Annotated in this window: 12 protein-coding genes and 1 pseudogene; 7 read left to right on the top strand and 6 right to left on the bottom strand. The window is 70.9% G+C overall.

The genetic code is table 11. From position 1 onward, the window contains the following. The first annotated feature begins 5 nt into the window (after positions 1–5). From ACYVJ3_RS10515 to ACYVJ3_RS10505, 3 genes are read left to right on the top strand one after another with little or no spacing between them, the layout of a single operon-like run. The gene (locus tag ACYVJ3_RS10515) at positions 6–2,750 is read left to right on the top strand and encodes a bifunctional acetate--CoA ligase family protein/GNAT family N-acetyltransferase (RefSeq protein ID WP_460852918.1); all 2,745 of its coding nucleotides are present in this window, start codon (positions 6–8) and stop codon (positions 2,748–2,750) included. 16 nt (positions 2,751–2,766) lie between these two features. Next, the gene (locus ACYVJ3_RS10510) at positions 2,767–3,318 is read left to right on the top strand and encodes a DUF5998 family protein (protein ID WP_460852917.1); all 552 of its coding nucleotides are present in this window, start codon (positions 2,767–2,769) and stop codon (positions 3,316–3,318) included. Then, positions 3,319–4,440: an alkaline phosphatase family protein gene (locus ACYVJ3_RS10505; RefSeq protein WP_460852916.1), complete on the top strand. Its 1,122-nt coding sequence runs from the start codon at positions 3,319–3,321 to the stop codon at positions 4,438–4,440. Between the two features lie 74 nt (positions 4,441–4,514). Here ACYVJ3_RS10505 and ACYVJ3_RS10500 read toward each other — a convergent pair whose 3' ends face one another. Continuing rightward, positions 4,515–5,165 (bottom strand): thymidine kinase, encoded by a 651-nt coding sequence (locus ACYVJ3_RS10500; protein ID WP_460852915.1) that lies wholly within the window; start codon positions 5,163–5,165, stop codon positions 4,515–4,517. Between the two features lie 234 nt (positions 5,166–5,399). On the opposite strand from ACYVJ3_RS10500, the gene ACYVJ3_RS10495 reads away from it, so the two are divergent. Together ACYVJ3_RS10495 and ACYVJ3_RS10490 are read left to right on the top strand one after the other, a co-directional pair. Further along, entirely contained in the window at positions 5,400–6,572 is a 1,173-nt protein-coding gene (locus ACYVJ3_RS10495; RefSeq protein ID WP_460852914.1) for a hydroxymethylglutaryl-CoA reductase, read from the top strand. Positions 6,573–6,643: 71 nt separating this feature from the next. Then, complete coding sequence (locus tag ACYVJ3_RS10490) at positions 6,644–7,147, top strand: hypothetical protein (protein ID WP_460852913.1); 504 nt, start codon at positions 6,644–6,646, stop codon at positions 7,145–7,147. Positions 7,148–7,206: 59 nt separating this feature from the next. On the opposite strand, the gene ACYVJ3_RS10485 is transcribed toward ACYVJ3_RS10490, so the two are convergent. From ACYVJ3_RS10485 to ACYVJ3_RS10475, 3 genes are all read right to left on the bottom strand, one after another. Next, complete coding sequence (locus ACYVJ3_RS10485) at positions 7,207–7,947, bottom strand: hypothetical protein (protein WP_460852912.1); 741 nt, start codon at positions 7,945–7,947, stop codon at positions 7,207–7,209. Beyond that, a complete protein-coding gene (locus tag ACYVJ3_RS10480) occupies positions 7,944–8,579 on the bottom strand; it encodes a SatD family protein (RefSeq protein WP_460852911.1) in 636 nt (211 codons plus the stop codon). Before ACYVJ3_RS10480 ends, ACYVJ3_RS10485 begins: the two co-directional genes overlap by 4 nt. Positions 8,580–8,640: 61 nt before the next feature. Next, the gene (locus ACYVJ3_RS10475; protein ID WP_460852910.1) at positions 8,641–10,617 is read right to left on the bottom strand and encodes an NAD(+) synthase; all 1,977 of its coding nucleotides are present in this window, start codon (positions 10,615–10,617) and stop codon (positions 8,641–8,643) included. Between the two features lie 44 nt (positions 10,618–10,661). Here ACYVJ3_RS10475 and ACYVJ3_RS10470 point away from each other — a divergent pair, with 44 nt between their 5' ends. Together ACYVJ3_RS10470 and panB are read left to right on the top strand one after the other, a co-directional pair. Further along, complete coding sequence (locus ACYVJ3_RS10470; protein ID WP_460852909.1) at positions 10,662–10,985, top strand: YbjQ family protein; 324 nt, start codon at positions 10,662–10,664, stop codon at positions 10,983–10,985. A gap of 134 nt (positions 10,986–11,119) precedes the next feature. Further along, on the top strand, positions 11,120–11,968 hold the full coding sequence (gene panB, locus ACYVJ3_RS10465; protein WP_460852908.1) for a 3-methyl-2-oxobutanoate hydroxymethyltransferase: 849 nt from the start codon (positions 11,120–11,122) through the stop codon (positions 11,966–11,968). 51 nt (positions 11,969–12,019) lie between these two features. Here panB and ACYVJ3_RS10460 read toward each other — a convergent pair whose 3' ends face one another. Both ACYVJ3_RS10460 and ACYVJ3_RS10455 read right to left on the bottom strand, forming a co-directional pair. Beyond that, positions 12,020–12,427: a hypothetical protein gene (locus tag ACYVJ3_RS10460; protein WP_460852957.1), complete on the bottom strand. Its 408-nt coding sequence runs from the start codon at positions 12,425–12,427 to the stop codon at positions 12,020–12,022. Between the two features lie 376 nt (positions 12,428–12,803). Then, positions 12,804–12,935 (bottom strand): annotated as a pseudogene (locus ACYVJ3_RS10455) (type IV toxin-antitoxin system AbiEi family antitoxin domain-containing protein); the annotation flags it as partial. Positions 12,936–13,008 lie beyond the last annotated feature (73 nt).

Here is a 13,008-nt window from a genome sequence, read left to right as displayed (position 1 = left end):
CGCACGTGACGTCCTCGGAAGTGCCCCCGACCGCTGAGATCGTGGCGCCTCCCGAGCACTGGGAGGCCGACGTGCTCCTGCGGGACGGCCGTACGGCGCACATCCGGCCCATGCACGCCGACGACGAGAAGCTCCTCGTGGAGTTCTACGCACGGGTCTCCGACGAGTCGAAGTACTACCGGTTCTTCTCGCCGATGCCGCGCCTCTCCGAGCGCGACGTACGCCGGTTCACCCACGTCGACCACGACCAGCGGGTCGCGCTCGTCATCATCCTGCAGGGCCGGATGATCGCGGTCGGCCGCTACGACGTCGTGGAGACCGCCGACGGCCGCCACGGCAGCGAGGCCGAGGTCGCGTTCCTGGTCGAGGACCAGCACCAGGGCCGCGGCATCGCCCAGCTCCTGCTCGAGCACCTCGCCGGTGCCGGCCGCGAGCGCGGCGTCGAGCGGTTCATCGCCGAGGTGCTGCCCGACAACCACCGGATGATCCAGATCTTCCGCGAGGCCGGCTACCGCGTCGCCAGCGGCTACGCCGACGGCGTGATCACCCTCGAGTTCCCGATCGACCCGACCGACACCGCCGTCGGGCTGATGCGCTCCCGCGAGCACACCGCCGAGGCCGCCTCGATCCACCGCTTCTTCAACCCGCGCTCGGTCGCCATCATCGGTGCCTCCCGCCGCCAGGAGACCATCGGCCAGGTCCTGGTGCGCAACCTGGTCACCGCCGACTTCGCCGGCCGTGTGTACGTCGTCAACCCGAGCGCCCGCGCGGTGTCGGGCATGCCGGCGTACAAGAGCGTCCAGGACATCCCCGACGACGTCGACGTCGCGATCGTGGCCGTCCCGGCCGACGCGGTGACCGACGTCGTGCTCGACTGCGCTGCCAAGGGCGTGCACGGCCTGATCGTCATCTCCTCGGGCTTCGCCGAGGCCGGCGAGGAGGGCCGCAAGCGCCAGCGGCACCTGGTCGGGCTCTCACGCTCCTACGGCCTGCGGCTGATCGGCCCCAACTGCCTGGGCATCATCAACACCGACCCGCGGGTCCAGGCCAACGCCTCCCTCTCGTCGGTCATGCCGGCACGGGGTCGTGCGGGCTTCTTCTGCCAGTCCGGTGCCCTGGGCTCGGCGATCCTGGAGAAGGTCCGCGGCCGGGGCCTGGGCATCTCGACCTTCGTCAGCGCGGGCAACCGCGCCGACGTCTCCGGCAACGACCTCCTGCAGTACTGGGAGGAGGACGACTCCACCGAGGTCGTGATGATGTACCTCGAGTCGATCGGTAACCCGCGCAAGTTCTCCCGCATCGCCCGCCGCGTCTCCAAGCGCAAGCCGATCGTCGCGGTCCGCTCGGGCCGTACGACGCAGGGTGTGCCGATGGGCCATGCGGTGCGCAGGATCGGCGCGCCGCAGGGTGCCGTCGACGCCATGTTCCGCCAGGCGGGCGTGATCCAGGTCGACACCCTGGACGACATGTTCGACGTCGCCCAGCTGCTCGCCCACCAGCCGCTGCCGCGCGGTCGCCGCGTGGCCGTGGTCGGCAACTCGGACGCGCTGGGTCTCCTGGCGGCCGATGCCGCTGCGTCCGTCGGCCTCGTCGTCAACCGTTCGGTCGCCCTCGGCGCGGACGCCACCGCCGAGGACTTCGAGGACGCCCTCGACGCCGCCATCGACGACCCCGACGTCGACTCGGTGGTCGCGGTCTACATCCCGCCGCTCGACGTCTCCGGCGAGGAGGTCGCCAACGTGCTCGCGGCCGTGGGGGAGCAGTCCGACAAGCCGCTGGTCTCCTCGTTCCTCGGTGCCGAGGGCATCCCCGAGCTGCTGCGCGTCCCCGACGTCGCCGGCTCGTCCGCCGGTCGCGGTTCGGTCCCGTCCTACCCCGCCGTCGAGGCCGCCGTCCGCGCGCTCGCGCGCGTCGTCGAGTACGCCGTGTGGGTCCGTACGCCGGACGGCGAGCCCGCCGTTCCCGACGGCATCAGCCCCGCGCGCGCCCGCAACGCGGTCCAGCGGATCCTGCTCGACGCCGACCGCGCGCAGGCGGCGGCGGGCATCGACCTCACCGACGCGCAGGTCACCGACCTCCTCGCGGCGTACGGCATCGAGCTGTGGCCCGCGATCCCGGTCGCCGACCTCAAGCAGGCAGCGGACGCCGCCGAGCAGCTGGGCGGCGACGTCGTGCTCAAGGCGACCGAGGCGTCGCTGCGCGAGCGGCCCGACCAGCGGCACATCTACCGCAACATCACCTCCTCGGCGGAGATGAAGGACGCCTGGCGCTCGCTCACCCGGGTCGTCGAGGACGCCGACCGGGCGGGCTTCGTGGTGCAGGCGACGGCCGCGCCCGGCGTACCGCTCGCGATCCGGTCGTTCGAGGACCCGCTCTTCGGGCCCGTCGTGTCCTTCGGCGTCGGCGGTCCGGTGATCGAGCTGCTCGGCGACTGGTCCTACCGCATCCCGCCGCTCGACCAGCGCGCCGTGGCCGCGATGGTGCGCGAGCCGAAGACCGCGCCGCTGCTGTTCGGCTACCGCGGATCCGAGGCGGTCGACATCGGGGCGGTCGAGGAGCTCATCGCCAAGGTGGCCGCCCTCCAGAACGACCTGCCCGAGGTCGTCTCGCTCGAGCTCTCGATGGTGCTCGCCGGCGCCCGGTCCGCTGCGGTGCTCACCGCCCGCGCCCGCGTCGCGCTGATCAAGGACCCCCGGCCGGACTCCGCCGTACGCCGGATGCCCGACCTGATCACGACCATCGCGGAGTAGGTGCGAAGATCCATCCATGGATCTGCGCAAGGCGCTCGACCGCACCGGCTACTACCCCGAGGTGGTCGCGGACGCCGTCTCCGACGCCGTGGGTGGCGAGGAGGTCGTCTCCTACTACGTGCACCACGAGCCGACCTTCGAGCGTGACGAGGTACGCCGGCACCAGACCGTCGTGGTCCTGACGCCCACGCGCCTGATTCTCTGCCACACCGACGAGCACGCCGGCGACGATCTGCTGCCCGAGCCCTACACCTCGACCTCGACCGAGGCCGTGACGTTGTCGTCGGTGGCCTCCGTGGTCGTCACCCGGATGGTCACCAACCCGACCAAGGGCCCGGCGCCCGCGGCCGAGGCCGTGATGACGATCGGGTGGGGCGGGGTGAGCCGGCTCGACCTCGAGCCGGCCGCGTGCAACGACCCGCAGTGCGACGCCGACCACGGCTACACCGGTGTCCTGGCCTCCGACGACTTCTCGCTGCGGGTCTCCGCGGCGGCCGACGGCCGCGACGCCGTCAAGGGCCTGCTCACCTTCGCCGGCCACCTGTCCGCCCTCACCCGAGGCCGCTGAGTGGCGGAGAAGTTCCGCGAGCCGGCGTACGGCGACCGCTCGCTGAGCGACGTCCTCCCGGCCGTCGCCCGAGCGCTGGGCAACCCGTTCGACCGGGTCCCGACGGGCCTCGAGCTGCCCGACGCCGCGGCGTACGTCGTCTTCCTCATCGACGGCCTGGGGGCCGAGCAGCTGCGCCGCTACTCCTACATCGCGCCCTACCTGTCGTCCCTGCTCGACGAGGAGCCGGCGACCGCCGGGGTCCCGTCGACGACCTCGACCTCGCTCACCTCGTTCAGCACTGGGCTCACCCCCGGCGCGCACGGGCTGATCGGGTTCACGACCCGTGTGCCCGGCACCAACGACCTGCTCAACGCGCTGCAGTGGGACGTCCCGGACCTCGACCCGGTCAAGTGGCAGCCCCACGAGACGGCGTTCGGGCGCCTGCAGGCGATGGGCGTGACGGCGAGCGTGGTCAACAAGCGTGAGTTCCAGGGCTCGGGCCTGACCATCGCCGCGCAGCGCGGGGCGACGTACGTCGGTGTCGACAAGATCGGCGAGCGGATCGCGGCCGTGCAGGCGGCCTCCGCGCACCGTCCCTCGCTCACCTACGTCTACGACTCCGACCTCGACTGGACCGGTCACCGCTGGGGCGTCGCCTCGCAGGAGTGGCTGCAGCAGCTGGGGTCGATCGACAGCGAGGCCGAGCAGCTGCGCGAGGCGCTGCCCTCGGACCGGCGGTTGCTGGTCGTCGCCGACCACGGGATGGTCGACGTACCGTCGCAGAACCGGGTCGACATCGCCGCCGACGATCGGCTGCGCTCGGGCGTCACGCTGGTCGGGGGAGAGGCGCGCTTCCGCCACCTCTACTGCGCTCCCGGCGCTGTCCCGGACGTCGTGGCGACCTGGCGCGAGCTGGTCGGCTCCCGCGCCACCGTGCTGACCCGGGCCGAAGCGGTCGCGCGCAGTTGGTTCGGCCCCGTGGCCGAGGCCGTCGCGCCGCGCATCGGCGACGTGGTCGTCGCCTGTCACGGAAGCTTCGCGGTCATGTCGACCGACGCGTTCCCCTACGAGGCGAAGCTGATCGGCATGCACGGCTCCCTCACGCCCGCCGAGATGCTGATCCCGATCCTGGTCGACTGACAGGCCCGTCGTACCTGATGTTCTGGCCCTGTTTTCGGGCGAAATGGGGCCAAAAGGTCAGGTACGACGGGTCCTCAGGTGAACGGCAGCGGATCGGCGGTCAGCGAGACGGCGCGGGCACGGTCGGCGGTGAGTTGACGGCGGTGGTGCTGGCGGCAGAGGACCTCGTAGGTCACGGTGCCGGCAGCGGGCTGCTCCTCGGTGTCGCCGACGACGATGACCTCGCCCTCGGTGATCATCACGCCGTCCTCGATCCGGGCCTGGTGGGTGGCGCGCTTGCCGCACCAGCACAGCGCCTCGACCTGGAGGACCTGGGTCGAGTCGGCGAGCTCGACCAGGCGAGCCGAGCCCTCGAAGAGGCGCGTGCGGAAGTCGGTGAGGATGCCGAAGCAGAACACGTCGATCTGCAGCTCGTCGACGACCTTGGCGAGCTGGTCGATCTGCGCGGCGGTGTAGAACTGGGCCTCGTCGCAGATCAGGTAGTCGATCCGGCCGCCGGCGGTCAACGCCTCGACGACGTAGCGCCAGAAGTCGAAGTCGGCGCCGACCTCGATCGCGTCGTGCGTCAGACCGAGCCGGGAGGAGACCTTGGCCCGGCCCGAGCGGTCGTGGGTGGTGAAGATCCGGCCGAGGCGACCGTTGGCGGCGTGGTTGTGGTTGGTCTGCAGCGCCAGCGTCGACTTACCGGAGTCCATCGCACCTGTGTAGAAACGCAACTCCGCCACGGGCGGCATCCTCTCATCCCGCGTTCGGCAAAATTCTCCGAGTTCGCCTGCGGTCGCACGGGCGGGGGCGCTTCACTGGCTGCGTGGTGCGGCGGAGGCGTCCGGCACCCGACGGCGCCCCCACAGTCGTCCGTCGACGCGTCTCCGCCGCCCCTCTGCTCGTCCGGCCCGCCGTCGTGGCCGGACGGCCGAGACCCCTGCGGTCGCCGCGGGGGAGATGCCAGACTCGCCCCCATGAGCGACCTGCGCGTGCCCCGCGACCCTGCGGACGACTACTCCGAGCGGATCATCAAGGAGCGGCAGGCCTTCGCGGCCGAGCGGCGCGGGAGCGAGCTGGCCAACGTCGGCCACTTCAGCCTCGACCCGGGCACGCTGCCCGGCAACATCGAGAGCTTCTTCGGCGTCGCCCAGGTCCCGATCGGCCTGGCCGGTCCGCTGCAGGTCAACGGCGAGCACGCCAACGGTGAGTTCTTCGTGCCGCTGGCCACGACCGAGGGGACGCTCGTGGCGTCGTACAACCGCGGTATGAAGCTCTGCCGCGAGGCCGGGGGCATCACCACCACCGTGCTCGACGACAAGATGCAGCGCGCGCCCGTGTTCAGCTTCGACGACGCGCGCCAGGCGCGGGCGTTCGGTGCGTGGCTCGACGAGCACTTCGAGGACGTCAAGGCCGCCGCCGAGACGACCACGAGCTCGGGCAGGCTGCTGGAGATCCAGCAGTTCTCGGTCTCCAAGCTGCTCTACACGCGCTTCAACTACTCCACCGGCGACGCGGCCGGGCAGAACATGACCGGCAAGGCGACGTTCGCGGCCTGCGCCTGGATCAAGCAGAACTACCCCGAGCCGTTGCACTTCCTGCTCGAGGGCCAGTTCGCCACCGACAAGAAGACCTCGGTCGTGAACATGCTGCACACCCGCGGCAAGCGGGTCGTCGCCGAGATCACCCTGCCCAAGGACCTCGTCCAGGAGCAGATGCACGTCTCCACCGAGAAACTGTACGCCGCCCGCATGCGCGGCCAGCTCGGCTCGATCATGAGCGTCACCAACAACAACGGCAACCACTCCGCCAACGGCATCACCGCGATGTTCATCGCGACCGGCCAGGACGTGGCCAACGTGGCCGAGTCCTCGGCGCTCTACGGCTTCTCCGAGCTGCTGCCCAACGGCGACTTCTACGCCTCGGTGACGCTGCCCGCGCTGATCATCGCGACGTACGGCGGAGGCACCGGGCTGGCCACCCAGCGCGAGTGCCTGGAGCTGATGGACTGCTACGGCGCGGGCAAGGTCCACAAGCTCGCGGAGATCATCGCGGCGACCGTCCTGGCCGGCGAGCTGTCGCTCGGATCGGCCGTCGTCGCCGAGGAGTGGGTGCAGGCGCACGACGATCTTGGACGCAACCGTCCGTGATTCAGATGCGCTAGCGTCGTCCCGCCGCCCAACTCGGGGTGGGAACCCACAGCTCTCAGGGGGAACTACCAATGCGTCGTATCGCGCTCATCCTGGCCGCGCTCATGCTGGCCTTCACCGTCACCGCTTGTGGCAAGGAGGCGGCGCCGACGAACACGGCCGCCGGCTTCTCCTGCCCGAGCGACAACACCAAGGCGTTCGCCACCACCCGCTTCGTCGCGGACATGGGACTCGCGGCGGGCACCTTCCACCACTGGATCTACAACCCGTACAAGGCCGGCCAGCTCAGCAGTGACGCCAAGGGCCACACCCTCAAGCGGATCAAGGCCGGCGCGGCGGCTGCGCTGACCTACCACCTGTTGGGCAACGCGGTGGACAACGTCAAGGCGTCGTCCAAGCTCTGCCCGCTCATCGGCTCGAAGCTTGCGGCGCTCTCGGACTCCCTGAGCAACCTGAAGTCGAAGATCCTGCACGGAGACCTCGGCAGCATCACCGGCATCTTCGGCTCCCTCGGCGGTCTCACGTCGCTGCTGAAGTCGAACGGCACCAACATCACCGAGAAGTTCAACGGCTGATCACCTGATCGCCTGATCGCGAACGGGCCCGGAGCGATGCTCCGGGCCCGTTCTGTGTCTCAGTGACCGACGAGGACCAGGCAGGTCAGCGCGACCAGCCAGGAGACGAAGCTGCCGACGAGGAAGTACTCGGTCACCGCAGCGATGGACGGCCCCGACGTCCGGTCACGGGCCGCCTGCAGCTCGGGGAAGCGCAGCAGGCCCTTGGCAGCGACGACCAGGCCGGCCGCCGTGTAGTCGCCGGCCAGGCCCAGCCCGAGGATGACCAGTCGCTCCATCGGGCCGAGCAGCCGGCCGCCCTTGAGGGCAGGGCCGGGCTCGCGGGCGACCGCGTGCGCGGGGTTCACGGTGTGCGTCGCCAGCAGGACCAGGCGCACCAGCACGTTGCCGGTCGAGCCCTGGACCAGCACGGCGCCGAGGATCAACAGCATCCGGTCGGCGCTCGCATGGTCGAGCAACGGCAGGGGAGTCGCGCGCAGCCAGTCGGCCAGTGGGCCGTCGGCGGTTCCCGCCAGTGGCGATGTCGCGATCGCGAGCGTGACGGCCGCCGTCAGGTAGGTGAGGGGAAGCGCTGCCAGGTCGCGGCCGAAGCCGAACCGCACCGCCGGTCCCCAGCCGAAGGTGAGCAGGGCCAGGACGCCGAGGGCCGCGAGGTCGCGACCGTCGGTGAGCCCGGCGAGCAGGCCGATCACCACGGTCGCGGCAGCGGCGACGCCCTCCGGTACGTGGCGCACGGGCCGCATGGCGTGAGCGAGGTCGGCCAGGCCGAGGCCGATCAGCAGGAGCGCCAGCCAGGTCATCGCGACCCGCCCAGCAGCCGGTCCATCGTCACGAGCGCGGCCAGCCCGTCGCGGCGTACCCGCTGGGAGACCGCGGACGCGCTCACCCCGAGGCGCTGCGCGATCTCCTGCTGGCTCATGTCCTCCAGCATCCCCGACAGCACCGACACTGATCGCTCGTCCGTGCCGGCGAGCAGCTCGTCGCGTCCCACCAGCACCGCGTTGACCAGGTCGGGGTCGGGGCCGTCCTCGCCGTCGCGGCGGTACGCCGTGCGCAGCGTGCGCGACGCTGCGCGGGTCTGTGCGTGGGCGACGTGCTCGATCGCCTCGCGCGCCACCCACCATCCCGGGCCGTCCTCGACCCGCGGCTCCTCGGCCAGGGTCCGCACCGTGCCCCACCCGATGCCGTGGCGTACCTCGAACCCGGGGGCCAGCGCCAGGCGGAGCCGGAGCGTGGCACGCGCGGCGAGGCCGACGGTCGCGAAGCAGCCCTGGTACTCGTCGCCGACGGTGATCCGCAGCGCCACGGTGGGGGAGCAGGTCGCGTTGATCTCGGCGATGGCTGCTTCCACCGCGTCGTGCAGCGCGGCGCGGTCGGATGCGGTGCGGGACGCGACGACGTCGCCGATCAGCGTTGCGCAAAGCCGGGCCATATGAAGATCATACCTTCATTTGGTCAATCTGAAGCGATTTGCTTCACCGGCGGAGGTGGGGTCAGTCCGGGACGTTCTCCAGGTCGGCCAGCCAGGCCGCGTTGCTGGCGTCGGACGGCATCCGCCAGTCACCGCGCGGCGACATCGTCCCGCCGGGGCTGACCTTGGGTCCGTTCGGCAGCGCCGAGCGCTTGAACTGGCTGGAGAAGAAGCGGCGTACGAACACCTCGAGCCACCGCTTGATGGTGGCCAGCTCCTGCTCGTCGCCCCAGGCCTGGTGGGCCAGGAAGGCGATCTTGCTGGGCCGGTAGCCGCGCCGGAGCACGTGGTAGAGGTTGAAGTCCTGGAGCGCGTACGGGCCGACCGAGTCCTCGGTCTTCTGCTCGCCCCCGGGGATCAGCTCGGGCGTGATCTCCTGCGCGAGGATCGCGCTCAGCACGTCGTCGACGTCGTCGAGCTGGTTGGTGCTGATCACCCAGCGGATCAGGTGCTGGATCAGCGTCTTCGGCACGCCGGCGTTGACGTTGTAGTGCGACATCTGGTCGCCCACGCCGTACGTGCACCAGCCGAGCGCGAGCTCGGACAGGTCGCCGGTGCCGAGCACGATGCCGCCGCGGTGGTTGGCCAGCCGGAAGAGGTAGTCGGTGCGCAGCCCGGCCTGGACGTTCTCGAAGGTGATGTCGTAGACCGGGTGGCCGTCGGTGAACGCGTGCCCGAGGTCCTTGAGCATCTGCTCGGCGGCCGGACGGATGTCGAGCTCGGCGAAGGTGCAGCCGAGCTTGGTCGCCAGCTCGGTCGCGTAGCCCTTGGTGGTCTCGCCGGTCGCGAAGCCCGGCATGGTGAACGCGTGGATGTCGCTGCGCGGGCGGCCGAGCCGGTCCATCGCCTTGGCCGCCACGATCAGCGCGTGCGTGGAGTCCAGGCCGCCGCTGACGCCGATCACGATCTTCGGCTGGCCGATGGCGGTGAGCCGCTGCTCCAGGCCGGAGACCTGGATGTTGTAGGCCTCGTAGCAGTCCTGGGCGAGCCGCGCCGGGTCGTCGGGGACGAACGGGAAGCGGGCGACCTTGCGGCGCAGGCCGATGTCCCCGGCCGGCGGGTCGAGGGTGAACCGGATCCGGCGGAAGCCCTCGACGTCGATCTTCTGGTCCCGCCGGTTGTCGTCGAACGTGCCCTGGCGGCGGCGTTCCTGGACCAGCCGGTCGAGGTCGACGTCGGCGATCGTGCGCCGTGCCTCCTCGGGGAAGCGGTCGCCCTCGGCGAGCAGGTCGCCCATTTCGTAGATCATCGTCTGGCCGTCCCACGACAGGTCGGTCGTGGACTCACCCTGGCCGGCGGCCGCATAGACGTACGCCGCGTTGCAGCGCGCGCTCGCGCTGCGGGCCAGGAGCTTGCGGTCCTCGGCGCGCGCGATGGTGATCGGGCTGCCCGAGAGGTTGGCCAGCACCGTGGCGCCGGCGAGGGCCGCCTCCGCGCTCGGCGGGATCGGCACCCACATGTCCTCGCAGATCTCGACGTGCAGCCGCAGGCCGGGCACGTCGGCGGCGATGAACATGAGGTCGGTGCCGAACGGGACCAACGCACCGTTGAGCTCGATCTCGTGGTCGCCGAAGATGCGACCGCCGGAGGCGAACCAGCGCGCCTCGTAGAACTCGCGGTAGGTGGGCAGGTACGACTTCGGCGCGACGCCGAGCACCTCGCCGCGGTGGATGACGACCGCGCAGTTGTGCACCCGGTCGCCGTACTTGAGCGGAGCACCGACGACCAGCACCGGCATCAGGTCGGCAGACGCGACGGTCAGCTCGATCAACGCCTCCTCGACGGCGTCGAGGAGGGTGTCCTGGAGGAACAGGTCGTCGATGGCGTAACCGGTCAGGCCCAGCTCGGGGAAGACCGCGACCGCGACACCCTCGTCGTGCAGCAGGCGCGCCTGCTCGAGGGTGCGGGCCGCGTTGGTCGCGGGGTCGGCGACGGCGACCGGGAGGGTGACCGCCGCGACCCGGGCGAACCCTTGCGCGTACGACGAGAAGAAGTCCACGTCAGCGAGTTTATGGGTCACCGGCTGCGGCTAGTCTGCGGAACATGATCATCGTGACCAGCAACGACGTCCCCGGCGCCCGCATCACCCACACCTTCGGCGAGACCTTCGGCCTCACCGTCCGGTCCCGCAACGTCGGCTCCAACATCGGCGCCAGCTTCAAGGCCCTCGCCGGTGGCGAGCTCAAGGGCATCACGCAGCTGCTCCACGACTGCCGCCAGGAGGCCCTCGCGCGCCTGGCCCAGGAGGCTCAGAACAAGGGCGCCAACGCCGTCGTCGCGTTCCGCTTCGAGACCACCGAGTTCGCCGGCACCGGCATCGAGGTCTGCGCCTACGGCACGGCCGTCATCGTCGAGGCCATCGCCTGACCCGTCTTCCTCACCGGACTCCGGCGGGGTGACCAGCGCCACCTCGCCGGAGCCCACCATCGGCACTAGCGTTCAACTGTTCACACCGACCCGTGGACCCGCGCAGCGGGCCGCGAGGCAAGAGGGAGCAGGACATGAGCGAGACCCAGGCGCCGTACGCCGGCGCACCGAGCAAGCCGGGCGCGAGCATCAAGCGCGTGCGCACCCATCACCTGCGGGAGATGAAGGAGCGCGGCGAGAAGTTCACGATGCTGACGGCGTACGACGTCTTCAGCGCGCAGATCTTCGACGAGGCCGGCATCGACACCCTGCTGGTCGGCGACTCCGCCGCCAACACCGTCTACGGCTACAGCTCGACCGTGGCGATCAGCCTCGACGAGCTGATCCCGCTCGCGGCCGCCGTGGCCCGTGGCGCGCACCGCGCGCTGGTCGTCGGCGACCTGCCGTTCGGCACCTACCAGGCCTCGCCCGAGCAGGCCTACCTCAACGCGGCGCGCCTCATGCGCGAGGCCGGCGTCTCCGCCGTCAAGCTCGAGGGCGGCGTGGAGATGGCCGAGACGATCGCCAAGCTGGTGCAGGGCGGCATCCCCGTCTGTGCCCACATCGGCTTCACCCCGCAGTCCGAGCACACGCTCGGCGGCTTCCGCGTCCAGGGCCGCGGCGCCGGCGCCGAGAAGCTCCTCGAGGACGCGCACGCCGTCCAGGAGGCCGGCGCGTTCGCGGTCGTCATGGAGATGGTCCCCGGCGACGTGGCCGCCCAGGTGACCGATGAGCTGCACATCCCGACCATCGGCATCGGCGCCGGTAACCAGACCGACGGCCAGGTCCTCGTCTGGCAGGACGCCTTCGGCCTCAACGGCGGCCGCGTCCCGAGCTTCGTCAAGAAGTACGCCGACGTGCGGGCTGCGCTCCTCGACGGCGCGAAGCGGTACGCCGCCGAGGTCGCCAGCGGCGAGTTCCCCGCGCCCGAGCACACCTTCTGAGCGAGTTGGGTGGCTGAGTGGAGCGAATTCGCTCCTCTCAGCCACCCAACCTCAAGCCGCTGGCACTCCGAGCAGCCGCAGATCGTGCGCGACCCGCTCGGGTACGTCGCGCAGCTCGCGGGTCGTGCAACGGATGACCAACCGATGCGGGTCCGACAGAGCCCGCTGGCGGGCCAGGTCCTCCTCCCACTGCTCGACGTTCATGTGGAACGCGCCGTCGACCTCGAGCACGAGGATGCGTCCGTCGGGCAGCACCCATTCGCAGTCGGTGAATCGCCAGCGGCCGTGCATGTCGCGGCGACGTACCTGCCGGGCGGGTGGGGCCAGCCCGAAGCGCTTGCACAACCGGCGCACGTCGAGCTCGCCGACGGACTGCGCGCCCCCGGCGATCTCGTCGAGTGCTGCCCGCAGCCGCGCGGATTGTGGCAGCGGGTGGAGTCGGTCGAGCCAGTCCGACAACGAGCTCGGCGAGGTCAGCTGTTGTTGGACGCACGCTGCGACGATCCCCTCGGCGGTGCGGCCCGAGCTCTGCCGGGCCGCCCAGGTGAGAACGGCCGGCTCCAGCCGGGATCAGCGGAAGTCCTTCACGCCGGACGATCTGGTCGGCGAGGCATCGCCGGGTGCGCCGGAACTCGACTCCCGGCGTGTGGCCGGGCCGTGCCCGTTCGTGGGGGATGGTGACGATGATCGTCGGGCGTTCCCAGCGCTGGAGACCCCACTGCTCCGCCGCGGTGATCTCGCCGACCGCGCATCCCGGACCGCCGGTCAGCACCCCAAGCCACAACAGCTGGTCGCGGCTGGACGGTCCGCTGCTGGTCGAGACCACGCTGGGCCCGAGTGTCTGCCAGTCTCCGCGGGCGACGCGCCGCCGGATCGTCGAGCGCGCGACTCCCAGGCGCGCAAGCTGATGCCGGGTGAGCAGGCCGGCCTGGTTGCGCGCGAAGGCTCGCCAGGTGTCGTTCGGCATGGCACCCACGATGTGACACCTGGACAGATCGTGCGCGCGTCCTCCACAGGCCGCGGAGTTGGGTGGCTGGTCG

The sequence above is a fragment of the Nocardioides montaniterrae genome (assembly GCF_054782655.1).
The sequence above is the reverse complement of the archived record's forward strand: the minus strand, read 5'-3'. Positions and strand labels throughout refer to the sequence as shown.

What these genes read in the sequence shown, in the direction of transcription:
- ACYVJ3_RS10510 (WP_460852917.1), top strand. Translation starts at nt 2,767, where the DNA reads ATGGATCTGCGCAAGGCGCTCGACCGCACCGGCTACTACCCCGAGGTG.
- ACYVJ3_RS10490 (WP_460852913.1), top strand. Translation starts at nt 6,644, where the DNA reads ATGCGTCGTATCGCGCTCATCCTGGCCGCGCTCATGCTGGCCTTCACC.
- panB (WP_460852908.1), top strand. Translation starts at nt 11,120, where the DNA reads ATGAGCGAGACCCAGGCGCCGTACGCCGGCGCACCGAGCAAGCCGGGC.
- ACYVJ3_RS10485 (WP_460852912.1), bottom strand. Translation starts at nt 7,947, where the DNA reads ATGACCTGGCTGGCGCTCCTGCTGATCGGCCTCGGCCTGGCCGACCTC.
- ACYVJ3_RS10480 (WP_460852911.1), bottom strand. Translation starts at nt 8,579, where the DNA reads ATGGCCCGGCTTTGCGCAACGCTGATCGGCGACGTCGTCGCGTCCCGC.
- ACYVJ3_RS10495 (WP_460852914.1), top strand. Translation starts at nt 5,400, where the DNA reads ATGAGCGACCTGCGCGTGCCCCGCGACCCTGCGGACGACTACTCCGAG.
- ACYVJ3_RS10470 (WP_460852909.1), top strand. Translation starts at nt 10,662, where the DNA reads ATGATCATCGTGACCAGCAACGACGTCCCCGGCGCCCGCATCACCCAC.